The sequence below is a fragment of the Novosphingobium album (ex Hu et al. 2023) genome (assembly GCF_022832385.1).
In the GTDB taxonomy this organism is placed as follows: Bacteria; Pseudomonadota; Alphaproteobacteria; order Sphingomonadales; family Sphingomonadaceae; genus Novosphingobium; species Novosphingobium album.
This window is the reverse complement of the sequence record NZ_JALHLE010000026.1, coordinates 1-24,705: the sequence shown is the minus strand read 5'-3', so window position 1 is coordinate 24,705 and position 24,705 is coordinate 1. Positions and strand designations below refer to the sequence as shown.

At 63.1% G+C, this 24,705-nt stretch carries 22 protein-coding genes, 1 tRNA gene and 1 pseudogene; 12 read left to right on the top strand and 12 right to left on the bottom strand.

The features are described 5' to 3' along the window. Both MTR64_RS15615 and cobA read left to right on the top strand, forming a co-directional pair. A partial coding sequence (locus MTR64_RS15615; RefSeq protein ID WP_243995306.1) for a molybdopterin dinucleotide binding domain-containing protein occupies positions 1-1,419 on the top strand: 1,419 nt, incomplete at its 5' end. Continuing rightward, the gene (gene cobA / locus MTR64_RS15610) at positions 1,416-2,195 is read left to right on the top strand and encodes a uroporphyrinogen-III C-methyltransferase (RefSeq protein ID WP_243995305.1); all 780 of its coding nucleotides are present in this window, start codon (positions 1,416-1,418) and stop codon (positions 2,193-2,195) included. The genes MTR64_RS15615 and cobA, both read left to right, overlap by 4 nt. Positions 2,196-2,337: 142 nt before the next feature. Here the strand turns inward: cobA and MTR64_RS15605 are convergent, their stop codons facing one another. The 4 genes from MTR64_RS15605 to MTR64_RS15590 form a co-directional block, all read right to left on the bottom strand. Next, positions 2,338-2,979, bottom strand: a complete 642-nt coding sequence (locus tag MTR64_RS15605) for a glutathione S-transferase (RefSeq protein ID WP_243995304.1) — start codon at positions 2,977-2,979, stop codon at positions 2,338-2,340. Beyond that, a complete protein-coding gene (locus MTR64_RS15600; RefSeq protein WP_243995303.1) occupies positions 2,963-3,955 on the bottom strand; it encodes a rhodanese-related sulfurtransferase in 993 nt (330 codons plus the stop codon). Before MTR64_RS15600 ends, MTR64_RS15605 begins: the two co-directional genes overlap by 17 nt. A gap of 71 nt (positions 3,956-4,026) precedes the next feature. Then, positions 4,027-5,049 carry an NAD-dependent epimerase/dehydratase family protein gene (locus tag MTR64_RS15595; protein ID WP_243995302.1) on the bottom strand — a complete coding sequence of 341 codons (1,023 nt, stop codon included), beginning with the start codon at positions 5,047-5,049 and terminating at the stop codon, positions 4,027-4,029. 781 nt (positions 5,050-5,830) lie between these two features. Continuing rightward, on the bottom strand, positions 5,831-6,856 hold the full coding sequence (locus MTR64_RS15590) for an IS110 family transposase (RefSeq protein ID WP_243995299.1): 1,026 nt from the start codon (positions 6,854-6,856) through the stop codon (positions 5,831-5,833). Between the two features lie 197 nt (positions 6,857-7,053). Between MTR64_RS15590 and MTR64_RS15585 the strand changes: the two are divergent. Continuing rightward, a pseudogene (locus MTR64_RS15585) lies at positions 7,054-7,518 on the top strand (IS110 family transposase); the annotation flags it as partial. 84 nt (positions 7,519-7,602) lie between these two features. Here the strand turns inward: MTR64_RS15585 and MTR64_RS15580 are convergent. From MTR64_RS15580 to MTR64_RS15570, 3 genes are all read right to left on the bottom strand, one after another. Continuing rightward, on the bottom strand, positions 7,603-8,094 hold the full coding sequence (locus MTR64_RS15580) for a VOC family protein (protein WP_243995297.1): 492 nt from the start codon (positions 8,092-8,094) through the stop codon (positions 7,603-7,605). A gap of 42 nt (positions 8,095-8,136) precedes the next feature. Then, positions 8,137-9,390, bottom strand: a complete 1,254-nt coding sequence (locus MTR64_RS15575; protein ID WP_243995295.1) for an aromatic ring-hydroxylating oxygenase subunit alpha — start codon at positions 9,388-9,390, stop codon at positions 8,137-8,139. Between the two features lie 91 nt (positions 9,391-9,481). Next, complete coding sequence (locus tag MTR64_RS15570) at positions 9,482-10,396, bottom strand: LysR family transcriptional regulator (protein WP_243995293.1); 915 nt, start codon at positions 10,394-10,396, stop codon at positions 9,482-9,484. Positions 10,397-10,458: 62 nt separating this feature from the next. On the opposite strand from MTR64_RS15570, the gene MTR64_RS15565 reads away from it, so the two are divergent. From MTR64_RS15565 to MTR64_RS15550, 4 genes are all read left to right on the top strand, one after another. Continuing rightward, the gene (locus MTR64_RS15565) at positions 10,459-11,424 is read left to right on the top strand and encodes a DODA-type extradiol aromatic ring-opening family dioxygenase (RefSeq protein ID WP_243995291.1); all 966 of its coding nucleotides are present in this window, start codon (positions 10,459-10,461) and stop codon (positions 11,422-11,424) included. A gap of 103 nt (positions 11,425-11,527) precedes the next feature. Further along, a complete protein-coding gene (locus MTR64_RS15560; protein ID WP_243995289.1) occupies positions 11,528-12,724 on the top strand; it encodes an aromatic ring-hydroxylating oxygenase subunit alpha in 1,197 nt (398 codons plus the stop codon). 111 nt (positions 12,725-12,835) lie between these two features. Continuing rightward, positions 12,836-15,010, top strand: coding sequence for a TonB-dependent receptor (locus MTR64_RS15555; RefSeq protein ID WP_243995287.1), 2,175 nt, complete (start codon positions 12,836-12,838; stop codon positions 15,008-15,010). Continuing rightward, positions 15,010-16,254: an MFS transporter gene (locus MTR64_RS15550; protein ID WP_243995285.1), complete on the top strand. Its 1,245-nt coding sequence runs from the start codon at positions 15,010-15,012 to the stop codon at positions 16,252-16,254. Before MTR64_RS15555 ends, MTR64_RS15550 begins: the two co-directional genes overlap by 1 nt. Positions 16,255-16,686: 432 nt before the next feature. Here the strand turns inward: MTR64_RS15550 and MTR64_RS15545 are convergent, their stop codons facing one another. The 3 genes from MTR64_RS15545 to MTR64_RS15535 form a co-directional block, all read right to left on the bottom strand. Next, positions 16,687-16,881 carry a hypothetical protein gene (locus MTR64_RS15545; RefSeq protein ID WP_243995283.1) on the bottom strand — a complete coding sequence of 65 codons (195 nt, stop codon included), beginning with the start codon at positions 16,879-16,881 and terminating at the stop codon, positions 16,687-16,689. 654 nt (positions 16,882-17,535) lie between these two features. Next, positions 17,536-18,837 (bottom strand): tyrosine-type recombinase/integrase, encoded by a 1,302-nt coding sequence (locus tag MTR64_RS15540; protein ID WP_243995282.1) that lies wholly within the window; start codon positions 18,835-18,837, stop codon positions 17,536-17,538. Between the two features lie 158 nt (positions 18,838-18,995). Further along, positions 18,996-19,086, bottom strand: a tRNA-Ser gene (locus tag MTR64_RS15535). 282 nt (positions 19,087-19,368) lie between these two features. On the opposite strand from MTR64_RS15535, the gene MTR64_RS15530 reads away from it, so the two are divergent. The 5 genes from MTR64_RS15530 (at position 19,369) to MTR64_RS15510 (ending at position 23,136) form a co-directional block, all read left to right on the top strand. Next, positions 19,369-20,193, top strand: a complete 825-nt coding sequence (locus MTR64_RS15530; protein WP_243995281.1) for a DUF1134 domain-containing protein — start codon at positions 19,369-19,371, stop codon at positions 20,191-20,193. A gap of 101 nt (positions 20,194-20,294) precedes the next feature. Further along, positions 20,295-21,473, top strand: a complete 1,179-nt coding sequence (locus MTR64_RS15525) for an aromatic amino acid transaminase (RefSeq protein ID WP_243995279.1) — start codon at positions 20,295-20,297, stop codon at positions 21,471-21,473. Next, a complete protein-coding gene (locus tag MTR64_RS15520) occupies positions 21,473-22,012 on the top strand; it encodes a GNAT family N-acetyltransferase (protein WP_243995277.1) in 540 nt (179 codons plus the stop codon). The genes MTR64_RS15525 and MTR64_RS15520 overlap by 1 nt, the downstream gene beginning before the upstream one ends. A 24-nt stretch (positions 22,013-22,036) precedes the next feature. Next, positions 22,037-22,660: a DJ-1/PfpI family protein gene (locus MTR64_RS15515; protein ID WP_243995275.1), complete on the top strand. Its 624-nt coding sequence runs from the start codon at positions 22,037-22,039 to the stop codon at positions 22,658-22,660. Between the two features lie 143 nt (positions 22,661-22,803). After that, positions 22,804-23,136 (top strand): GIY-YIG nuclease family protein, encoded by a 333-nt coding sequence (locus MTR64_RS15510; protein ID WP_243995273.1) that lies wholly within the window; start codon positions 22,804-22,806, stop codon positions 23,134-23,136. Between the two features lie 111 nt (positions 23,137-23,247). On the opposite strand, the gene MTR64_RS15505 is transcribed toward MTR64_RS15510, so the two are convergent. Continuing rightward, entirely contained in the window at positions 23,248-23,865 is a 618-nt protein-coding gene (locus MTR64_RS15505) for a riboflavin synthase (protein ID WP_243995271.1), read from the bottom strand. Further along, on the bottom strand, positions 23,838-24,705 hold an 868-nt coding region (gene ribD, locus MTR64_RS15500), incomplete at its 5' end, for a bifunctional diaminohydroxyphosphoribosylaminopyrimidine deaminase/5-amino-6-(5-phosphoribosylamino)uracil reductase RibD (RefSeq protein WP_243995269.1). The genes MTR64_RS15505 and ribD, both read right to left, overlap by 28 nt.

The following is a 24,705-nucleotide window of genomic DNA, read 5'->3' as shown; positions in this document are numbered from 1 at the left end:
CCGGCGGTGTCTCTGCCCGACAGCCAGTTTGTGCGCGAGGCGCTTTCGCGGTGCCCGACCGTGGTCGTCTCGGACATCATCGCCGATACCGACACCGGCCGCTTCGCCCATGTCCGCTTGCCCGCGCACGGCTGGGGCGAGAAGGACGGCACCGTCACCAATTCCGAACGTCGTATCAGCCGCCAGCGCATGCTGTTTCCGGCGCCGGGCGAGGCCCGCGCGGACTGGCGGATCGTCGCCGACGTGGCGGCACGCATGGGCTGGGGCCGTGCTTTCGCGTGGAACAGCGCTGCTGACGTCTTCCGCGAATATGCGCAGATGACCGGGCTTTCCAAGGCGCGCGGCAAGGTCCTCGACCTGACGGCCTATGGAGAGATCACGACTGACGAATACGAAGCGCTGGAGCCGTTCCAGTGGGGCGGCGAACGTCCGCTTTCGCGCGGCTATCCCACCGCATCGGGCAAGGCGCGGCTGGTTGCGCTGACGCCGCCTTCACCAGTGGCGGTCGATGCCGATTACCCGCTCCGTCTCAACACCGCCCGCTACCGCGACCAGTGGCACACAATGACCCGCACCGGCCTGTCGCCCGCGCTGTCGCAGCACCGGCCCGAGCCGCTGCTCGAAGTGCACCCGGCCGACGCGGAAGCACTGGGGCTTGCCGACGGCGGGTTGGGCCGGGTCGAGACCGCCAGCGGCGCGTCCGTCTATCGTGTTTGCGTGTCGCCCGGCCAGCGACGCGGAGAGATCTGCGTACCGATGCACTGGGCCGACGCCATGGCCGGGGAGGGGCGCTCGAACCGTTTGCCCTCACAGGCGGCAGACCCCGTCTCCGGCCAACCCGGCTTCAAGAACAGCGCTGCGCGCGTGGTGGCGGTAAAGCCCGAATGGCGCGCTTTCGTGGTGCGCGGTGACGTCATGGCGCCGGAAGGCCTGCTCTACTGGACCCGCGCGCGGGTGAAGACCGGCTGGCTTTACGAACTTGCCGGCAATGGCACGATCGACCTTGCTGCCTTGTTGCCAGAAGGCGAGCGCCTCGAAGTCGCGGATCCGGCGCGTGGAATGCGGCGGATCGCGGTGCGCGGAAAGGACGGCACGCTGGCCGCCGCTGCCTACCTGACGCGCTCGGGCGAACTGCCAGAGCGTAGCTGGGTAGCCAGCCAGTTGGGGCTCGACGAAGCCCATGCGTCCGAACTTCTGGCCGGGCGTCCGAGCACGCCGCTCCCCGATCGCGGCCCCATCGTCTGTGTGTGCCACGGTGTTGGTGAAAAGGACATCGCGCTGGCGGTCCACGATGGCGCGGCCACGGTCGCCGAAGTCGGTGGCTGCACCAAGGCGGGCACCAACTGCGGCTCGTGCCGCCCGGCGATCGCCAAGCTGATCAAGGACTTTTCCTCTCTCGAACAGGAAGCTGCCCAATGACCGATTTTGCCCCCGGATCGGTATGGCTCGTAGGAGCCGGACCCGGTGATGCCGAACTGCTCACCCGCAAGGCCGAACGCCTGATCGGCGAGGCTACCGTGGTTTTCTACGATGCGCTTGTCGGTCCGGACATTCTGGACATGGCTGCCCGTTCGGCGCGGCTGGTCCATGTCGGCAAGCGTTCGGGCCGCCATTCGAAGGATCAGGGAACGATTGACAAGCTGATCGTCGAGGCCGCGCTGCAGGGCGAAAAGGTCGTGCGCCTCAAGGGTGGCGACCCCGCGATCTTCGGCCGCGCCACAGAGGAACTCGACGCCTGCCGCGCGGCGGGGGTGACGGTGCGCATCTGCCCGGGCGTGACCGCGGCCAGCGCCGCAGCAGCCAGCCTCAGCGCCTCGCTTACCTTGCGCGGCCTTGCCCGCAAGCTGACGTTCGTGACTGCGCACGCCCGCGCGGGCGAACAGCTGAACCTCGACTGGGACCGCCTTGCCGATCCCGACGCGACGCTGGCCGTCTACATGGGCAAGGCGGCCGCGCCTGAAGTCTCGGCGAAGCTGATCGAAGCGGGGCTTCCCGCCGATACCCCGGTGGCGCTGATCGAAAGCGCAAGCCTGCCCACCGAGCGCCATTTCCACACCCGCCTCGATCTGCTGCCGCTGGCCGCCCGCACGGCACTTGGCGATGGCCCGGCGCTGCTGCTGATCGGTGCCGCCATGGCGCGGCCTGAAGAGGTGGAAGCCATGGCGGTGCACGCGGCGGCGCGAGTTCAGGGTTAAATCACCACGTCAAATTCCGACCACCCCCGCTCACCCTGAGCGTGTCGAAGGGTGTTGGTGCTAGCGTTGCGCCGGGTCCTTCGACAAGCTCGGGACGAGCGGACATTATGGCGACTTGGTAAGGTTGTTTGGGCTGCCCGGACTAGTTCGTGGGCGGAAAGCTGATCACAGCATCGCCGGGCAACCAGGGAGGCACGCGAAGCATGATCGTTGCGAACAGGTCCGACGCCAGATGGCCGGCCAGCCACCGTTGCAGGTGCGGCAGCGGAAGCGTATCGAACCATTCCCGGTCCACCGCGGCGAACTGGCGCACGAAGGGCATGATCGCCATGTCCGCCAGCCCTCGAATTGAACCGCAAAGCTGGCCTTCAGCGGCGAGCCGCGCATCGAGTTTTCTAAGGAAGTCCAACGCAGTTTCCCGGTGCGCGAGGGCATCCGAATTGTGCCGTTCGGGATACTTGTAGCGGTCGAGATGGTGTTTGAACGGTCCGTCGTTTGCTTCGATGAGCGCGGCATCGTCGCGCGCAAACCAGTGTTCCGGATCGTTATGCGAAAGGGCGTGGCGCATCACGTCGAGGCTCTCGTCGATGACCGTGCCATCGGGCAGGACCAGCACCGGCACAGTGCCTTTGGGCGAGGCTTGCAGCATGGGCTCGGGCTTGGCCGACAGCTTCACCTCCCGCAGTTCGCAGTGCATGCCGCTGACCGCCACCGCCAGCCTTGCCCGCATTGCATAAGGGCAGCGGCGGAAGCTGTAGAGAACAGGGTCAGCCGGCAGCGTCATCCGCCTGTTCCGCTTCCTGTGGCACGGCATAATGCGCGCCCACATGCTCTTCACCGCGCCCGGCTGCGAGCATTTCCTGCTTGTGCCGCTCGCGGTAGGACGCGCGTTGTTCGTCGGTGCGTTCGGCGTGGCAGGCGGGACAGCTTACGCCTTCTTCATAGTGCGGCGAGGCACGGTCTTCCTCGCTTACCGGGCGGCGGCAGGCGTGGCACAGGCCGTAGCTCCCCTCGACAAGGCCATGGCCGATCGTGACGCGTTGGTCGAACACGAAGCACTCGCCGTGCCACAGGCTTTCTTCCTCGGGTACCGTTTCGAGATACTTCAGGATGCCGCCCTTGAGGTGATAGACCTCGCCGATCCCTTCCTGTTTGAGGAACGCGGTCGATTTCTCGCAGCGGATGCCGCCGGTGCAGAACATCGCGACCTTGGGGGGAGTGCCGGTGCCCAGCAGGCGTTCGCGCTCGGCGCGGAACCATGCGGGAAAGTCGCGGAAGGTTTCGGTCCTGGGGTCGATCGCGCGTTCGAAAGTGCCGACGGCCACTTCGTAGTCGTTACGGGTGTCGATCACGATCGTGCCGGGATCGGCGATCAGCGCGTTCCAGTCCTGCGGCTCGACATAAGTGCCGACGCTCGCCAGTGGATCAATGCCCGGTTCACCCATCGTCACGATCTCGCGCTTGAGCCTCACTTTCATGCGATGGAACGGCATCACCGAGGCGCCTGACAGCTTGACGTCGAGGTCTTCGCAGCCGGGCAGGGCGCGGATGTGCTCCAGAACCTTGCCTATCCCTTCGCGCGATCCGGCGATCGTGCCGTTGATGCCTTCGTGCGCCAGCAGCAGCGTGCCGCGGATGCCTTCGCGGTTGCACAGCGCCAGCAGCGGTGCGCGCAGGCTCGCGAAGTCCTCGAACGGCGCGAAGCGGTAGAGCGCAGCCACGCAAACGGGGGCGTTGGAGTCGAGGTGGGGAATCTGCATGGCGCGCCCATAGCGCGAAGACGGGCGCGCGTCAGCAGCCAGCGAAGAGGCGGGTCACCGGTCGCCGGGCGTCATCTGGCGCCGGCTTTTTCCCTTTCGGCAAACCACGTCACGGCATCACGGACCGTCTCTTCCAGCGGGCGCGGCGTCCAGCCCAGATCGCGCGTGGCCTTTTCGTGGCTGAGTTCGCGGAACACGTTGGACATGTACACCGCATCGGTGCTGACGATGTAATCCTTGCGGCGCGCCAGCTTCAGCGCGGCCTCGGCGACCCACGCGATGGCATAGGCCACCTTGTAGGGAATGAACTTCGGCATCGGCGTGCCGAGCTGCCCGGTCGCGAGCGCGTAGAACCGGCGGGCATCGGCGAACTCGTTGGCGATGATATAGCGCTCGCCCAGCTTGCCGCGCTTCTCCGCGAGCAGGGCGGCCTGAGCCACGTCGCGGATGTCGACGGTCGGCTGGCCGGCGTCGAGCGATGCCTTTTGCTGGCCGCAGGCCACGTGCCACAGCGCGCCGTTGTGCGGCGTCGGCTGATAGTCGTCGGGGCCGTAGGTATTAGCGACGCAGAGTGCCACGCCGGGCAGGCCCTTGTCGCGGCAATAGGCAAGGAAGCGGTTTTCCGCCTCGAGCCGCGCCTTGATGTAGGGCGGGGCGCGGTCGAGCCAGTTGAACGGCGTATCCTCGGTGACCGGGCCATCGGGGCTGATGCCCAGCGTTCCCATCGTGCTGGTGAAGATGAAGCGCTTGATCCCGCAGGCGAGCGCGGCTTCCATGCCGTTCACCAGCCCCTCCACGTTGTTGCGGTAGATCGGGGTCTGGTCGGTCAGCCAGAACCGCGGATCGACGACGCTGTAGAAAACCGTGTCGCACCCTTCCATCGCCGCGCGTAGCGATTCGGGATCGAGCACGTCGCCGTAGACGATCTCGACCGGCAGATCGCGCAGCGCATCCAGCTTGCTGGTCTTGCGCAGCAGCACGCGGGTCCGGCGGCCCTCCTGCACCAGACGGCGAACGATATGGCTGCCCACGAATCCGCTCGCGCCGGTAACCAGCACGGGCTTGCTTTCGTCCACCACCTGGGGCTCGATCATGCTTCTTCGGTTCCTTGCATCGTGGCCGGACGGACCGGCGGCCGGGCACGCGCCCGCTTTTCGTGAAACGCTATAAATTCGAGGCGGGACGATGATCTACCGACGCGGCGCAAACATTGCCTCGACGATATCGGACAGGCCAAACCGCCAGCCCGGACGGCGTCTTGCGAAGGCTGGGAGCGGGGCTGGTGGCTCAGGGCCGGTGGCGGAGACGGTGGCCGTCGAATAATACCGTTTGAAGCGCAGAATTCCGCCATATTATTGTGATGTGGTGCTAGTCATACCCCCAAATATACCCCCAGCTAATCGCGCGGCGCAAAAATTTGTGGCGCGGGAAGGTGATTTATGAGCTCCACCAAGGGCACATAGATAGCATGGATCTTCTGGTTGTGCGATTCGCTGCTCAATCGCGCGTTCGACGTGATGCTCGCGCGTGGGGCTTCCGCTTTGAGTTCCCTAGACCCCTCCGGAACGGCAGCTGCGCAGACACGAAAGCGGGATAGCAGACATCCGATTGCCTTAGTGTCGCCTTCCGACCAAAGCTGATGGGGTCGTCTAATCGCACCCCGCATTGCAAGCAGATTTTGAGCTGACCGTATGCCGGGTTCAGGGTCGTCTTCGCGGTCGGCATGAGCCGCCGCACGGTGGGTCTTCGGCGGACGGAACCTTCCTATGTGGACGGCGCACTCACCAGAAGACGGTGCATCCCATCAAGCGGAATGGTTCAGCCCACGTCCCGGCAGGGACGGATTCGCTCGCCGGCTGCCTGCCGGCGAAGTCGCTACGCTGGTGCGCCGGCGGTCTTGTCGAACAGCTCGCCTGACTTGAGCATGGCATGCATGATCACGGCGAGCTTGCGCGCCACCGCGACGGCGGCGCGATTGAAGCCGATCCGCTCGCGAAGTTTGATGCCCCAGTCTCGCAAGGTACTCTCAGCCGAGCTGCGGGTCAGGATAACGCAGGCCGCTTCGTAAAGAAGGTTTCGCACCTGGTGATCACCGCGCCTGGAGATGTGCCCGTTGTAGTCCACTTGGCCTGATTGGTATCGTCTCGTGGTCAGGCCAAGCCAGGCGCCGACGGATCGCGACGTTCGGAAGTTGCCTGGATCTTCGACGGCCGTCGCAAAGGCGGTCGCTGTAACGACACCGACGCCTGGGATAGACATAAGCAGCTGGCATGCCTCGCTTTGACGCGCATCGCCGATCAGGCGTCGCGTAAGTTCGGCTGCGCGCATGCGCACGCTGCGCCAAGCCTCGAGTAGCGGCAAGATAATGCCCGCAAGGTCCGAGCTCTCGCCAAGTTTCGCACATACGTTTGCATCGAACGTACTGCCCTTGCCTGCAGGCACAACGAGGCCGAACGTTTTCATCAGGCCGCGGATCTGGTTCGAGATCTCGGTCTTTATCCTGACGAGCTTTGTCCGTGCAGCTACTAGCGTGCGCGTCAGCATGCTGTCGAAGCCTTTGACCCGAACCTCACGGTAGAAGCCGACCTCGGCCAGATGCGCCAAGCCATCTGCGTCGTTGGCGTCGGTCTTGTTGGCGGCCATGTCCAACGCCGCTTTGGCGTGGCGCGCATCGACGCAGATCGCTGGCAGTCCTTCGGCTTGGAGCGCGTGATAGAACCACACCGACAATGGGCCGGTCTCGAAGATGACTCGCTCTGGTTCTCGAGCATGCTTGCGGACCATCCGGGCAACGGCCTCTGGATCCGACGCGCACTTGCCTCGCCAGACCCGCTTGCCCTCGCGCCGAACTGAGATCGCGGTATCTTTCATCGACACGTCGAGGCCGATATATTCTCCCATGGCTGTTCTCCATCAGATGCTTGGGCCCGGCATCGCGTCGTGAGCCCGTACTTCCATCTTATCGGGGAACAGCCACCCCCTTCCATGTCTAGCTGACCAGGGCCGACTCGCTTCCCGCGATTACCCCATGTGGACGCCCCCCGACGGCATCGATGTGCCAAAGTGGAGGTGTTGAACACCACTTGAAGGAGGCGTCCATGTCGAAGGTTATCACAATCGGGTTGGATATCGCGAAGAATTCCTTTCATGCGCATGGTGCCGATGAGCGCGGCGAGGCAGTGTTCAGTCGCAAGCTGAGCCGTGGCAAGCTGCTCGACTTCTTCGCCTCTAAGCCAGCCTGCCTCGTAGCGATGGAGGCTTGCGGCGGGGCGCATCATTGGGCGCGCGAGTTGACGCAGTTGGGGCATGAAGTGCGGCTTATTCCGCCGATTTATGTCAAACCCTTCGTGAAACGGCACAAGAACGATGCGATCGATGCCGAGGCTATTTGCGAGGCTGCACGGCGGCCGGGCATGCGCTTCGCTGCGATAAAGACGGAGGAACAGCAGGCTGCTGGCATGGTCTTTCGGACTCGAGATCTATTGGTTCGGCAGCGCACGCAGCTCGTCAACGCTCTGCGAGGGCATCTCGCTGAATATGGCTGGGTAGCGCCGCGCGGCATGACGTTCGCGTGTTTAACTCGGGTCACTCGTTCATGTAAGCTGACGGCGTAATTGAACGACGAGGCGAGTCTTCGGTTCTACTCATTACTCACGCGTCATGTGCGCAGGCAGATCGGGCCGGTCGGCGTTCTCGGTCCAGATCACGACTTCATTGCCCCACGGGTCGCGGAAAGCATCTGTAAGGCCGCCGAAGCAGGTGAAAATGTGATTGCGCCACAGGACGGTGGCTCCGCGCGTTTCGGCTTCGGCGATGATCCGGTCGTGGCTGTCATCGGGGCTGACTTCCACCCAGATCCGGGCGCGCCGGCCATCGTTTGCAAGAGCGCGCGGCTCGACGCCCTCGGGATCGGGATGAGGCCGGGCATTGGCGGCATCGAAAATGCCCATGTGGAGGTGCCGGATCTCGCTGTCACTGCCGTCGCTGGCGGCAAAAAATCCGCCGGGCAGCATACGGTGATAGAGTCCTTCCATCTGGCGGTCATGTTTCCAGCCGAGCACGGCTTCGTAAAATTCACCCGTCGCCGAAACGTCGGTGCTCGCGAAATCGACATAGGCGAGGAAATTGGGGCGCGTCATCTCATGCTCCAGTGATTGGCGGTTTGTCCGGAAAGCGCGGTTTCAGCGCTCGGCTTCTTCCAGGGCGGAACGATAGCGCTGCAGGAGCCAGCCGTTCATCTGGGGGATCGTCGTTTCCAGCCACGAGAGCACGCCTTTCGGCGTGTAGCGTGACTGATGGCCGCGCTGCAGTGCCTCCTGGGTCACCAGATCTTCCTGCACGATACCGGTGAGCGCGGCGGCCTGAGCCTCGTAGATCTCGGCAAATCGCGGATGCCGCGTCGCTTCTTCCGGATAGAGCGAGAAGGTAAGCAGCTTCATGGTGCCCGCGGACCCGGGCAGCGCCAGCGTAATGAGCACCGACGAGGACTCGCACAGGATGAACAGCATCGGCAGAACGGCGATAAACAGAATCCTGCTCCGCTCGTCGTCCGTCAGGCCCTCGATCTGGGCAAGCTCATTGGCGCCATCGGCCGTGAACAGTTCGGCATCGTCGAGAAAGCCGGTGGTCGTGTAGATCGCGCCGTCTTCAGGGGGGCAGTCGTAGAATTTGGAAAGGTGCGCGGGCGCCGGATTGTGCGAGTTCCGGTGGACGACGTCCGTATGATACGGTTCGAGCGAGTTTTCCTGGTAAATCTTCCAGTTCGACTTGATGTCACCGGAAATTACCGTCGGCGCCGGGACGAGGTCCGCGATGCCATAGTTCGCGATCAGATCGTTCATCTTGCCCAGCTGATTCTCCAGCGGCGGGGCATCCGGATCGAAGTTCACGAAGATCAGGCCGTGGAAAATCGTGTGACGGACCCGGGGCAGACTGGCCCGTTTGCGCAGCTCCGCGATCGGCGCGGTCTTCGACATGCCGGGCGCGCCCAGCAAACTGCCGTCGAGTTTGTAGCTCCAGGCATGATAGGGGCAAATGAGCAGCTTTCCGTGGGCACAGCGCCCCTTGTCATCAGCAGGGTCCAGCCCGTCGCGCAGCGGGTGCCCGCGATGCTGGCAGATTGCCGACAGTACGTGGATTTCGCCCTCCTCATCGCGGGTTACGATGAGCGGTTCCTCGACGACCGTGATCGAAAAATAGGTGCCCGGCTCGGGCAACTGGTTGACATGGCCAACGCAGAGCCATTGGCGCTCGAACAGGGCCCAGCGCTCGAAGCGCCAGAAATCCTCGCCCGTATAGGCTTCCGCCGGAAAGATTTCGGCTGTGGTGTAATCCTCACCCACCTTGGAGGACGCGCCGATGACCCGCCGGGCTGCGGCAAGCGCCTGTGCATCGGGTTTACGATCGGTCCCGCTGTGTGGTGTCGTTCCTGTCATCGTTCCAAGGCCTCCCTGATACAGGGATAGCTAGGGACCCGATCGCCCATGCGTGTAGACGTAACGTCGATATGCCCGTCATAGTCGGCGACTATTGCGGAACCCGCGCATCAATCTGTTCGATGATCGCCTCGACCAGAAGCTGGCTCGCACGGTCCTGCAAGTCAGAACGCCAGAAAAGGTCTATGGCCAGCCGTGGCATCATGGCGCGCCCGAGGATCGGTACAATATCCTGGCCCAGCGCATTCGCGGCCGGTTCAGGCAACATGCCGATGCCCACGCCGAGACTGATGAGCCAGGCCGCGTCGTGGACCGTATTGGCAAAACCCACGACATGTTCGCCGAGGCGGTGGCGCTCGCGAAAGGCCTTGAGCGCGGCGGGCTCGCCTGCACTATAGGCAATAAAGGGTTCGCCCGCCAGGTCTGCGGGATTATCGATGACGCGCTCCGCCAGCGGATGCGACCTGGCGCAATAGATCTGCATGTTTTCGTATGTCAGCACCGTGCGTTGAAGCGCCGGATGCTGTGCATCGTCGAAACCGACGCCAACCGCCAGCTGTCCTTCCACCAGAGCCTGTGAGATGTCTTCCCACGGCGCCGTTTCCAGCATCAATTCGACATCGGGGTAGCGTTCGCGAAAGTTCAGCAGCCCGGCGTCGAGCGCCGCCGAAGCGACATGGGAAATCGTCTTCACCAGAACCGAGCCGCCAACCGTTCCGGTCAGTTCCCGCGCGGTCACGGGCATGGCCTCGATCCGGGACAGTATCTGCTCGCATTCCCGGCTGAAGGCCTCGCCCACCGACGTCAGCTGAACGCCTTTTGGCGAGCGGATTACAAGCTGGGCGCCCACATGCTCCTCAAGCTTCCGGAGCGCCGCACTCACGCTCGGCTGGCTCAGATTGAGGCTTGTCGCGGCCGCGCCAATGCCGCCGTGCCGTGCGATCTGCGTAAAATATTTCAGCAGATTCCAGTCGAGGTTCCGGGCGAAGCGGCCAATGGAATTCATCGACGGATTCCCCGCCCGCCCCCATAACTCTGGCCTATGTTACTCATCGTTAGTCTGCCTCTATGCGCGACGCCGAGTGCCTATCACTCTTCTCGAACCGGAAGACGAGGCAATCAAGCAATTGCCTCCTGCATGGGGATAAGGATTTGACGGATCGCCTGCCCACGCTGTTCTTGCCCCATGGCGGGGGTCCATGCTTCTTCATGGATTGGGGGCCTGCCTATCCCAGCGATATGTGGGAGTCCATGGCTGTTTTTCTGCGGTCGGCCGGCAGCGGAATCGGGCGGCTTCCGAAAGCCGTCGTCGTCATCTCGGGCCATTGGGAAACGGCCGTGCCGACCGTCATGTCAGTTGAGCGCAATACGCTTCTGTTTGATTACATGGGCTTCCCGAAGCACACCTACGAACTCACATATCCGGCTGCCGGATCACCGGAAGTTGCGGAACGCGTGCAGGCCCTGCTCGGCGAGGCGGGCTTTGCCTGCGAGGTCGAGCGCGAGCGGGGCCTCGATCACGGGGTCTTCATTCCGTTTCTGCTGATCTATCCCGATGCCGATGTGCCCATGTTGCAGCTGTCGCTCCCCAGGGAGCTGGACGCGGACGGCCTCATCGCCATGGGCAGGGCCCTGGCGCCGCTGCGGCAGGAAGACGTGCTCATCGTCGGCAGCGGCATGAGCTATCACAATATCCCCGGGATACTGGGCCGCATTCCGGGGCAGGCCGGCCCCTCCGCGGCCTTCGACGACTGGCTCGGCTCGGTCATGGCGATAGCTGATCAGCAGGAAAGGGAACATGCGCTGAAAGCCTGGCAGGGCGCACCCTTCGCCAGCACGTGCCATCCTACGCCCGAGCATTTCCTCCCGCTTCTCGTCGTGGCAGGAGCAGGCGACGGCGCTGCCGGCAAGCGCATATACAATGCACCGACATTGGGGAATCCCCAGTCGGCTTTCTGTTTCGGGGACTGGCGCCTGAACGGCAGGATGGAGGGCACTGACGGTGTGGCCGATGCTGCGGAGCATTGTCCTTGAAGACGGGTTTTCTCGAAACCGGATGAGCTCGATGAAGAGATGCCGGTCCAAGGACCGGCGTGCAGCATAAGTCGCGAAAAATTGTATCGAAGGGGAAATATCGATGTCGTATGGGGTCTGGCCGCAAACCATCGGATCGGACGCGATCCGCGCCGCGCGCGAAGCGCTGTTCCAGCCCATCGAGCGGGCCGAGGGTTTGCCGGGATCATTCTACGGCGAGGCGTTTTTCGAACTCGAACGCAGCACCCTGTTTCCGCGCAGCTGGAGCATCGTGGCGGTCGGCGCGGCCATTCCCAATCCGGGAGACATCCTGCCCCTCGACTTCGCCGGTTATCCCGTTCTTCTCGTTCGGGGCAAGGACGGGGAGGTAAAGGCCTTTCACAACATTTGCCGGCACCGCGCGATCAAACTGGTGCACGAGCCCTGCGAGGGCGCGAAGCGGCTGCGCTGCCCCTGGCATAGCTGGGCTTACGATCTTGACGGCAATCTTCTGGCAACACCCGAGCTTGGCGGCGAAAAAATAAATCGCGTGGAAGGGTTCGAAAAGGCCGGGCTGGGATTGAAGCCCATCCCGGTGGGGCGCTGGCTCGATTACATATTCATCAATCTGGACGGTGTTGCCGAACCCTTCGAGAGCTACATCGCGCCGCTCGACGATGCGCTGGCGCGCTTCAGGTTCGACGGCCTGCGCCATGGCGGCAGGGTCGACAAATATTATGAAGGCAATTGGAAACTGGCCATGGAAGGGGGGATTGAAGACTACCACCTTACCTTCGGGCATCCGCAGCTCGGTGCGCAAAACTTTCGCAACTCTACGCCCTTCGTTCACCCGCCAACGTTTGCCGGAGGCATTGTCGATCTCACTCCCGCCGATGGGTCAAACGACGGCCAAAGCGATGCAGCGGATGCGCGATTGCCCGAACTGAGCCGGCACGATCGCCAGCCGATGACCGAAATGCTCGTTTTCAATGTCTTCCCCACAGGCACGGTGCTCATTTCACCCGATCACGTCATGCTGGGCCTGCTGATGCCCGAGGGAGCATCGCGGACCCGCCTCGAACTGCATCTCTACTACGAGGGCGACGCTGCCACCGCCGCACATCTGGCAGCCGCACGCAGCCAGGTCCTGCAGATGTGGCTGGATGTCGTGCCGCAGGATTTTCCGTTCGTTGAAGGCACACAGGCCACGATCATGGCGCGCGATGCCGCAGGCATTCGCACGCGCTTCTCTCCCTATTGGGAAGTGGCCGTCCACGAATTCCAGAAGATGATTATCGAAAGTGTAGAAACAAAAGCCTGAAAACCAGGAAACAAAACGGGGAGAGGCATTTCTCATCTTATAATAGGGGTGGTAATGCCGAACAGTACATTCATTTTCAGCAATCGCTGTTTCTCAGGGCTCGGCATGGTCTTGCCGGCTTTTCGCATCGCGCTGCTTTCCGGGGCGGCCATGGCCGCCCCAGCCGCATTGGCGCAGCAAGCCGGGAGTCCCCCGGCGGCAAACACGGCAGGCAAGACGCTGTCCGATATCGTCGTCACCGCGCAGCGGCGCGACCAGAACATGCAGGACGTGCCGATCACGATCAGCGCCTTCAGCAACGCCGAACTGGATCGCTCGGGCATAGACAATATCGCGGATCTGGGCACCGTCGTGCCCGGCCTGGTGTTCTCTAATATCGTCGGCTATTCCCAGCCATACATTCGCGGCGTCGGCACGAATGCCACCGGGCCGGGATTTGAAAACCCGGTCGCGACTTATGTCGATGGCGTCTATTACGCGGCACAGGCCGGCGGCTTGATGTCGCTGGACAATATCGCCTCGGTCGAAGTCGACAAGGGCCCGCAAGGGACACTGTTCGGCCGCAATGCCACGGGCGGTGCTATCCAGATTCGCACGCTCGATCCGAAATACAAGTTCGGCGGCAAGGCATCGCTGGGCTACGGCAACTACGACACCCTGACGGCGCAATATTATGTAACCGGTGGCCTGGCATCGAACGTGGCGGCCAATCTGGCTGCCGGCTATTCGCACCAGGGCGACGGCTACGGCACCAACCTGGCGAACGGGAAGGACGTGGACCGGACCGAAAATCTCGCCTTGCGCGGCAAACTGCTCTGGGAGCCCGGGGCGGATACCCGCGTCCTGGTCGCCGTCGACTACGAAAAGACGAACGGGATTCCGACGCTGGCACCGGCGCCGGGCACGATCCCGCAATTCGCGCCTGCCGTGGCCAGCAATCCGCGTGACGTCTATGGCGATCCTCAACCCTATCTTCACGCCTACCAATGGGGCGTGGCCGCCACGGTCGATCACGACTTCGGCGCCATGTCGCTGAAGAGCATCAGTGCGTTCCGGAAAACCGGTTATGACTCGTTGTTCGACAGCACGCTGACGGCCGATCCGGGCACGACGTTCTTCATCACCGGCAAGGAGCCGCACCGCCAGTTTTCGCAGGAACTGCAGCTTGCCTCGAACGAAAGCGCACCGCTGACCTGGGTGACCGGCGCCTATTTCTTCTGGGAACGGGCCGGATATCTGAACCCCACGACGATCGGCGGTGAATCCTTCGCGCTTTACGGTTTGCCCTCGGGCATCCTCCAGTCGCCGGATCGCAGGACATTGTCCGGCGCGCTCTTTGGGCAGGGCACCTATGAAACCGGCAGCGGGCTTTCGCTGACGGCGGGGCTGCGCTATTCGATCGAGCAGAGAAAAATCCATTTCGTCGAGACGCTGCCCGATTTCGGCATCGACGATGTCGATGTGCAGGACAAGAAGACGTTCCGGAACCTGTCGTGGCGTCTGGCCGTATCCCAGCAGCTTACGCCGGACATGATGGCTTATGCGTCCTACAATCGCGGCTACAAGAGCGGGACGTTCAACAATGCCGACCCCAGCCTCTATCCGCTGGTGATCAAGCCCGAACGGCTCGACGCTTTCGAGCTGGGCTCGAAAAACGTGTTCTTTGACAATCTCTTGCGGATCAACCTGTCCGGTTTTCTTTACAAGTATACCAATATGCAGACCACGACCTACCCCAATGGCAGCCTGGTGATCATCAACGGCGGCAAGGCGACGCTGTACGGATTGGACGCCGACATGGAATGGGCGGTGACCAGCAGTTTTCACCTGACGGCCGGCATGGAAGCGCTTCACAGCCGCTATGACGATTTCCCCGACGCGCCGATCTCCATTCCGGTCGGTCTCCCCGACGGCGGCACGGCCTACACGACCCAACCGGGAGGAGCGAAGGGCAACAGGCTGGCCAAGGCGCCGAATTTCTCAGCCTATGCAGCGCTCACCTATGCGCATGAGTTCGAGACGCTCAAGACCGAAGCGAACGTGACCTACAGCTATAATGACGGCTGGTATGCCGAGGCGGACAACCGGCTGCGGCAAGGATCATACAGCCTCGTCAATGCCTCGGTGAAACTCTCGACGATCGACGGCGGCCTGAGTCTGGAATTTTGGGGGAAGAACCTCCTGAACAAGACCTATGCCGCCACCTTGGCGTCGCAGACCAACGGTGACTATATCCAATATGCGCCTCCGCGGACGTATGGGGTAACCTTGGGCACCGAATTCTGATGGGAGACAGCATCGGGGAGGCCGGGGGAACGAAGGCACTGCGCGGGCATCGCGCCGGAGGCGGATTGGTGTTCGCCGGAACCATCGGAAACATGCTCAGCGTCACGCCGGGCATCATTTCGACCTTCGGCCTGTTTCTGGTGCCGGTCGCAACCGAATTCGGCTGGCCAAGATCGGTCGTGAGCGGGGCCCTTGCGATTGTCCTGTTCGGCAATGCCATTGGCTCCGCGCCGGCCGGGCGGCTCGCCGACCGGTTCGGTTCGCGGCGGGTAATCCTCTTTGGCAACATCCTGCTGGCCGCGTCGATCGCCATGCTGGCACTCGCTCCCGCAAGTCCCCTGCTGTTCTATCTGCAATTTGCGGTTGTCGGCGTGATCGGCGCGCTTGCAAGCAACATGGTGATTGCGAAACTTCTCGCGGACTCGTTCGATGACCGCCGCGGCCTTTTCATCGGTATTGCCGGGGGCATCGGCAATGGTCTGGGTTCGGCCATCCTGCCCGCCTTCGCGGCCATACTCATTGCCCTCCATGGCTGGCGGGAAGCCTATCTGGGCCTGGCTCTGGCGATATTCGTGATCGGGTTTCCGGTCCTCTATGCCTTCATCAAGACGCCGCGCGTCGAAATGGCCGAGCAGCAGGGCATCGAGGCGGAAGGGCCCGGACTGGGGGAGGCGTTACGCAGTCCGGTCTTCTGGTTGCTGGCGACGTCGGTGCCGCTTGGCGGCGGATGCCTGCAGGCCCTCTTCGCGACGATCGAGCCGTTCCTGGCCGACAGAGGAATGTCGATTGGCGAAGGGACTTCGGTGCTCGCGCTTTTCGCGCTCACTTGCGCCATATGGGAACCGACAGTCGGTCTGCTTCTGGACCGCACACAAACACCACGTCTGCTCGCCCCCTGTTATGCGACGGGCCTTGCCGGATTGCTGTTACTGCTCTTCGCCAAGGCGCTCCCTCTGGTGATGCTCAGCGGGGTGCTGCTCGGCATCGCCCTTGGCGCCGAATTCAGCGCGGTTGCCTTTCTTCTCTCGCGCTATTTCGGCCGACACGCCCTGGGTGCCATATCGGGCGTGATATTCGGACTGGCCCTGCTGGTTTCCGCTGTGGCGGCCGTGGCGCTTAACGTGTGCTTCGACGTGACCGGAAGCTATTTCGCTGGGCTTCTCGTGATCGTCCCGTTGCTCGCCTGGAACAGCCTCGCCATGATCTTTCTTCCTGCCTATTTTTTCATGAGTCATTCGGACTGATGAGGGCTCGCGGGAGCGAATGTCTGGCAGCCGAGATGCAGTTCCGCGCCCGCAGCCGCTGAAAAGGGGCGTGAATTGGAGGATGAGGCCAAATGATTCGTCGTCCCATCGTCACTTCCGATGCTCAGCCCATGCCGTTCCATTGATGACCTGAAGGCGGGTGCCAGGAGGACCGGGGAATCCCATCCTGTTTCCCGATGTCGGATAGAAAGCACGTATTTTAACAGTTCGAGCCCTTCACCACCCTCCTGGACAGGCAAGGTCCGCGCGGCCGGCAAGGCTCTCTTTTTCGTGAACAGGATCACAGCTGCGGTTCTGCGGACGTGTGCTTTTACGAAAGACCGCCTCGACCCGATGACCTTCCTCACCCAGCGTACTGCGCACCCGGCCAACAGCCTTCGCAAGGGAATTCTCGTGGACCAGACGCCCCGGTCAGCCGGCTTCGAGCAGGTTATCCTTGCTGACAGGCGCACCATTCGCCCGAAGCAGCGCAATGAGAATGGCCTGGGCCGTCCGGTCCAGAAACAGAGGCGTTTCATTCAGGGAAAGAGAATTTGAACGTTCGTCGTACGAGAGATTCCCGGCACGCCAGCGGCGATAGGACAAGATCTCCTCCTGGATTTCCATGCCCTGCCAGGCATCTGTTATTCTGAAAGAACGCCCCCAGTCGCCGGAATTAATGCATTAGGCAAGATGGATTTTCTCAGAAAATACCCAAGAGAGTAACCTGCGCGTCGTTCACAATGTGGCCCATCGTCGGAGATGGTATCAGCGGCATGCAAATGCCCACGCGCAAGAATGATCTACGGGGGCAATTTGCTTAGAGTGGTCAGGAAATCGAGGCAATGATGTCGTGCCGCACATAGATAGTAAAGACAAATGACCTATGTAATATTTCCTTCATCGATGTCGCCAATAGAAAAATCTCAAAATTTACTTACAACATCTAACGAAACATCAAAGTCAAATTACTTACCTCCCATAATTCCCCCCAAGCAGGCATTCGCCAAGCGGCATGATGTATCGTGAACAAGTGACTGTTTTTTGCTGACGAACTTCTAAAAGGAGACTTGCCGGTTCGTCCGAAAGCCCTGACGTAGGAGAGAGGGCTGTCGCAGCCCGACGAATGCCCGGTTTGGGCGTAGCCGGACGTTCCCAGTAAAAGCGGCGACCGGCTGGAATGTCCCCAATAGCAGCCTTCTAGCGCTTTCCGATCGAGCTTGCTGAGTCAGCGTGAAGCCTTGTTCGTCGGAGGCGCCCTGATTTGGACAGGCAAACATTTTAAGCGATGATCGGATGCTGCAAGCGGCGCTTGAGGAAGAGCAAATTGTTCGCCGGTTGTGCCTGCCTTATCAACATGTCGGACCACACGGTAGCGAGCTCGCGGCGCCGTTCCATGAACTCGGCCCGGTTGTAGGCCGCCTCGACGCGATCCTTCGGGACGTGTGCTAGCATCAAGTCGATGACGGCGCGATCGTCGGCCCGGTCGTGGACCTTCGCCCACTCGTTCATCACCGTTGAGAAAGCTGCGCGCCACCCGTGCGGGACGTGCCGGCCGTGCCGGCCTACCCGGTTGTAGAGGTAGCCGATGGCGTTTTCGGAGAGCGGCTTGTGCGCATGGCGCTGGCTGGGGAAGATGAGTACGCCCCGGCCGGACAGGGGACGGGCTGTGCGGACCACATCAACGGCCGCAGGCGTGAGCGGGACGATATGATCGAAGGCTTCCTCGTCCTTGCGCTCGAGCACCAGCTTCATGCGCTCAGCCGGAATATGCCAGATGGCGTCCGGCGCCTCGTCATCGCCATCGAGATTGAACCCCTTGAACTCGTCCCAGCGCGCCCCGCGAATGATGCCAGGGCGAACAGCCGTCAGCGCCAGCAGCCTCGAGGCGAGCAGTGTAATGGGGTAGGCGCCCGAACTCTCGCTCTTGGCGAGCAGGCTGCGGAGCTCATCGACATCGGTAACGGCAGGCTGGCGCTTTGCCTTGGGCTTGGGCTTCAACGCCTTCATCACCGTGTCGGCCGGATTGTTCCGGGCAATGCCGATCGAGATCGCATAGACGAACACGCCTGAGATCCGCTGCCGGATGCGCTTGGCTGTCTCGATCGCGCCGCGGCGTTCGATCTTGCGGAGCACCTCGAGCAGGAGCGGTGCATCAATGTCCGCAATGGGCGTATTTCCGATCGATGGGAACACGTCCCGCTCGAGGCTGTTTATCACGTCGGCTTGGTGGATCGGAACCCAGCGGCTCTTCTGGAGCTCGTACCAGTCGCGCGCGACTGTCTCGAATATGATGGCCGCCTCTTCCCTTGCCGAGACGGCAACACGCTTCTTCTCAATGCCTGGATCTCGTCCTTCCCGCAGGAGATCGCGTCCGGCATCACGCATCTTGCGTGCATCGACCAAGCTGATCTCCGGGTACGATCCGAAGGCCAACTTCTTCTCCTTGCCATGGAACCGGTACTTGAGGCGCCACAGCTTCCCGCCAGTAGGGCGAACGAGCAGATAAAGCCCCTGCGAATCAGCGAGCTTGTACTCCCGCTCCAACGGGCCGGATTTGCGGATCTTCACATCGGTCAACATGGCGGGGCCCCCACTTGAGAATCGAGGCCCCTAAAAGGGCCCCTAGTGTGCGTGGGAAGGTATGGCGCCGTATGGGACAATATGCCCGTCGTATTACGACCGTGCCCACGGCTTTGTGCGGTTTTTGGGACGGTATGGGATGGCTTGAAAAGAGCGGCTGGCGGAGACGGTGGGATTCGAACCCACGGTACCCTAATCGAGTACGGTTCCTTAGCAGGGAACTGGTTTCAGCCACTCACCCACGTCTCCGGCTGCGGCTAGGCGGGTCCCTATAGCGACGGCCTTTCGGGCCAGCAAGAGGGGGATGTGACGATTGTGCGGATTTCCTCGAAACACTCGGAAAAGCCCGATTTCCGATTCGATCTGCCGCAAAACCGACTCGCTCCGTCGCGCATTCATTGCGGGGTAAGGTGCGGTGGACTCTTTTTGGCTGGCCGATGTTTGCCCTGCCCCGGCTGAAGGGGAAGGCACCAGTCACAAGTTTCAGGCCAGTCATGCTTCGGGCCATTCATGCTAGGGGAGCGCCACACGATGCCAGTCAGCACATACGATCCGGAAACGGTGCGAGGGCGCGCCCGCCGGACGCTCGTTGCTCTGGCGGCGGCCTTTCTCGCCGTTGCAGCGCCGGTTGCACCGGCTCTGGCGCAGGTAACAACGGTCGATCCCGATGCGGCGATCGATGCCGATCTCAATCCGGCGCCTGCAGTTGCGCCCGCTCCGTCGGGCGAACTGCCGGCACAGCCCGCCGCAACGCCGGCCACCGGAAACGGCACGCCGCTCGAGGCGGAAGGTGGCGTTGCCAACTGGCAGGCGGATCAGCTGGGCACGCCCGCGCCGGGTGCCACTTCGGTTCCGCCGGTTCAGGATACCAGTTCGACGTACCGCGAGGACGACCTGATCGGCGCCGCCGAAGGCGTGTTCGGCAAGGGGGCCAAGGGCCTCGCCGACCTGATCAAGGATCTTCTGGCCAAGCAGGGTGAGCCCAATGGCTATATCGTCGGGCGCGAGGCGGGTGGCGCGATCGCTGTGGGCCTGCGCTATGGTTCCGGCACCCTGCATCACAAGATCGAGGGCGAGCAGCCGGTGTACTGGACCGGTCCCTCGATCGGCTTCGATGCGGGGGCCAATGCCGCCAGCGCCTTCGTGCTGGTCTATAATCTCTATGACAGCGAGGACCTGTTCCACCGTTTCGGCGCGGGCGAGGGGCAGGCCTATCTGGTCGGCGGCTTCACCGTCAGCTACCTGCGCCGGGGCAACATCGTGCTGATCCCGGTTCGGGCCGGCGCCGGCCTGCGGCTGGGTGCGAACATCGGCTACATGAAGTTCTCGCACAAGCAGAAGTGGCTGCCGTTCTAAGAACCGTGGCTGCCATTCCGTCCGCTGTTTGAACGCGCGCAAGTATCTTGCGCATTCGGCTGTTGCGTGGCGTGCCGGGCGGGAGTAAGGCCCCGCCCGCCATGCTTACCGACCTTCAGCAACAGCCCGCCGACGCGCTTCTTGCGCTGATCAAGCTCCACAACGCGGACCCGCGCGCCGACAAGATCGACCTCGGCGTCGGTGTGTACAAGACGGCGGAGGGGGGTACCCCGGTGTTCCGCTCGATCAAGGCCGCAGAGCGCAAGCTTGCCGCCGAGCAGGATACCAAGGCTTACCTCGGCCCCGAAGGTGACATGGGCTTCGTCACTGCGCTGATGCCCTACATCTTCGGCAAGGACAGCCCGGATATGGGCGGCCGCATCGAAGGCATGCAGACCCCCGGCGGCACCGGCTCGCTGCGCCTCGCGCTCGGCATGGTGAAGCGCGCCGGATACAAGCGCGTGATCGTGGGCAAGCCGAGCTGGCCGAACCACAACCAGATCTGCGCTGACCTCGGCCTCGGGGTGGCCGAGTTCAACCATGCCAAGGCTGACGGCACCACCGACATGGACGCCCTGCGCGGTGCCATCGCCTCCGCTGAGGAAGGCGATGCCATCCTGCTGCACGGCTGCTGCCACAACCCGACCGGCATCGACTATTCGCACGCCGAGTGGGACGAGATCGCCGGTTTGCTCGCGAACAGCAAGCTGCTGCCGATCATCGACCTCGCCTATCAGGGCCTCGGCATGGGCATGGAAGAAGATGCCTACGGCCTGCGCCGCGTGCTGGTGGCGGTGCCCGAAGCGCTGATCGCCTATTCGTGCGACAAGAACTTCGGCCTCTATCGCGACCGCGTCGGTGCGCTCTATGCGATGGTTGCCGATCCGGCAGACCTCACCAAGGTTATGTCGAACGGCCACTCGCTGGCCCGCGCCAACTGGTCGCAGCCGCCGGATCACGGCGCTGCTGCCGTGCGTCTCGTGCTGGAAGACGCAGCCCTGACGGCCGACTGGCTCGCCGAACTCGACGAAATGCGCGACCGCATGCGTCAGGTGCGCGCGAAGCTGGCTGCCGCAGGCAAGACCGGCGGTGTCGATCTGTCGCCCATAGGTGGCCAGAACGGCCTGTTCTCGATCATCCCCTTCACCCCCGAGCAGGTGCAGGCGATGCGTTCGGAATACGGTATCTACTTTGCCGGTTCGGGCCGCATCAACGTGGCTGGCCTGACCATGGGCAATATCGACCAGTTCATCGCCGCCGTCGCGGACGTGACCGCCTGATGGACCGCCAGCCGGTCCTCGAAGGGGACCGGCTCGTGCTCCGGCCCCTCGTCCCCGAAGACTGGGACGCGCTCTTTGCCGTCGCCAGCGATCCGCAGATCTGGGCGAGGCATCCCGCGCACGACCGTTGGCAAGAGCCGGTGTTCCGCCAGTTCTTCGCCGACGCTTTCGCGCGCGGCGGGGCGCTGGCGATTGTCGACAGGGACAGCGGCGAGATCATCGGTTCCAGCCAGTTCGACAAGCCTGAGATCGAGGGACCGGGCCAGATCGAGATCGGCTGGTCGTTCCTCGCCCGTGCGTACTGGGGGAAGGGTTACAACGCCGAGTTCAAGCGCATGATGCTGGCCCATGCGCTGGCGCACTATCCTGTCGCGATCTTCCAGGTGGGCGAGGACAACGTGATCTCTCGCCGGGCGATGGAGAACATCGGCGGCGTGCTGACCGACCGCACACGGGTGTTCGAGCGTGGCGGCACGCTGGTGCGGCATGTGATCTACGAGATTACGCGCGAGGGTTTTGCAGGCGGGCCTTTGGGCTGAGGCCGGTGCGCAAGGGGAGCGTTCATGCAGATCGCGGTTCTGACATTCGATGGCTTCAATGAACTCGACTCGTTCATTGCCTCGGCCATTCTCAATCGCATGAAGCCCAGGGGCTGGGCAGCGCACATTACATCGCCCACCACGGAAGTGACGTCGATGAACGGCGTGACCGTGCGCCGCCAGAAGCCGCTGGAATTCGTGGAGGAGGCCGATGCGGTGCTGATCGGCAGCGGGATCATGACGCGCGATATCGCTGCCGATGATGCCCTGATGGCGCGGATCAGGCTGGACCCGGCGCGCCAGATCATCGGCGCGCAGTGCTCGGGAACACTGCTGCTCGCAAAGCTGGGGCTGATCGGCGATCTGCCCGCCTGTACAGACCTGACCACCAAGCCATGGGTGATCGAAGCGGGTGTGAACGTGATCGATGCGCCGTTCGTCGCGCATGGCAATGTGGCGACGGCGGGCGGTTGCATGGCGTCGCAGTATCTTGCCGCGTGGATGATCGCGCGGGGCGCTTCCGTGCAGGATGCGCGCGATGCGATCCACTACGTGGCACCGGTTGGCGAGAAGGCCCGATATGTCGATCAGGCGTTGTCCGCGATTGCGGAGGCGGTGGACGTCTTGAAGCCGTTGGGGCAGGGCTGAAACCAGCATCCTTCGACAGGCTCAGGATGAGCGGTGTTTTTCGGCAAAGGTCAGGTTTCGAACCGGCCTCTTGCCGAGTTTTAATCCTACCCCGCTCAGCCTGAGCTTGTCGAAGGCCACCAACTCACGCCAGACCCTCGATCATGGCGTTCTCCACCTACATCCTGCGCTGCCTTGACGGCAGCTACTACGTTGGCCACACCGACGATCTCGAACGCAGGATTGCCGAGCACGAGACCGGCGCGCTGGGCGGTTACACAGCAAGGCGGCTTCCCGTCACATTTCTCTGGGCGGACAGTTTCCAGACGCGGGACGAAGCCTTCGCTGCCGAACGCAAGCTCAAGGGATGGAGCAGGGCCAAGAAGGAAGCGATGATGGCCGGGAACTGGACACTGGTTTCCGAGCTTGCGCGCTGCCGCAAGGGTGGCGGCGTGGGAACCACGGGCAGCGGGCGGCCTTCGACAAGCTCAGGCTGAGCGGGGTTAGGGAATGGCTGATACGAGTGGAATGACGATTTCACTAAATGCTGCATGCCCCACCTCCGCTCGTCCTGAGCCTGTCGAAGGGCGTTCGCGCAACGCTCGCCGTCACCCTCGCAGCGACTGCATCCGTTGCAGATAGCGCGCCAGCACGTCGATCTCCAGGTTCACGCCGTCGCCTGCGCCCAGCGCGCCGATGGTGGTCACTTCGGCAGTGTGTGGGATGATGTTGAGCGCGAAGTGGCAGGTGCCGTCGGGCTGGTCGGAGACCTCGTTCACCGTCAGCGACACGCCGTCGACCGTGATCGAACCCTTGGGGGCGAGGTAGGGTGCCAGTTCCTTCGGTGCTGCGATCACGAACTTCTTCGAATCGCCTTCCGGGGTCACGCTCACTACGGAGCCGACGCCGTCGACGTGTCCGGTGACGATATGGCCGCCCAGTTCGTCGCCCAGCTTCAGCGCCGGTTCGAGGTTCAACTGGCTGCCCACCTGCCAGCGGCCGGGAACGGTGCGGGCAATCGATTCGCCCGAAATGTTGACCGCGAACCACGCATCTCCGGGCGTGCCGCCTTTCTCGACGACGGTCAGGCATACGCCCGAACAGGCGATCGAGGCGCCGATGGCGATGCCTGCGGGATCGAAGGGGCAGGCGATGACAGCGCGCAGGTCTCCGTCCTGACGGGCTTCGCGGATCGTGCCTACGGCGATGATGATTCCGGTGAACATGAGGTGGCCTCGTAAACTTCCAGAGTGTCGCTGCCAAGCTGCCGCCGTTCGCACAGGCGCCATTTGCCGTGCGCGCCGGCCAGTGAGGAAAGGCCGAAGTCGCCCAGCGCGGGACGGCCGCCGACGAGGATCGGCGCGCGGTAGATCAGCAGACGGTCCACCAGGCCGGCAGCGACGAAGGCCGTGGCCGTGACCGCGCCGCCTTCGACGAAGAGGTACTGTACGCCGTCCATCGAGGTGATGGCTTGCGGCGAGGGCAGGGCACGCCAGCCTTCGGGCGCTTCGCCGCGCGTGAGCACCCAGCGCTCGGGGCTGCGATCGCCGAGGCCGGGCAAGCGCACGTCGAGGCGCGGGTTGTCGGCGCGCAGGGTGCCGCCGCCGACGAGGATCGCGTCGGCTTTCGCGCGCATCGCGTGGGTGTGGGCGCGGGCTTCGGGACCGGTGATCCACTGGCTCTCGCCATTGGCCAGGGCAATGCAGCCGTCGAGCGACAGGGCAAGCTTGAGCGTGACTTCGGGGCGTCCGAGATGCTTCTGCGTGAGATAGCCGCACAGGCTTTCTTCGCATGCGGCTGACGGCACATATTCCACCGCGGTCCCGGCCTCGCGGATGCGCGCCATGCCACTGCCTGCGGTACGTGGGTCCGGGTCCATGCAGCCAATCACCACACGCGCCACGCCCGAGGCGCTGACCAGATCGGCGCAGGCGGGGCCTCGGGCGGACTGGTGGGCGCAGGGTTCTAGCGTCACGTAGAGCGTGGCACCGCGCGCCGCATCACCGGCGGCTTCGAGCGCCACCGCTTCGGCATGGGGGCGCCCGCCGGGCTGCGTCCAGCCGCGC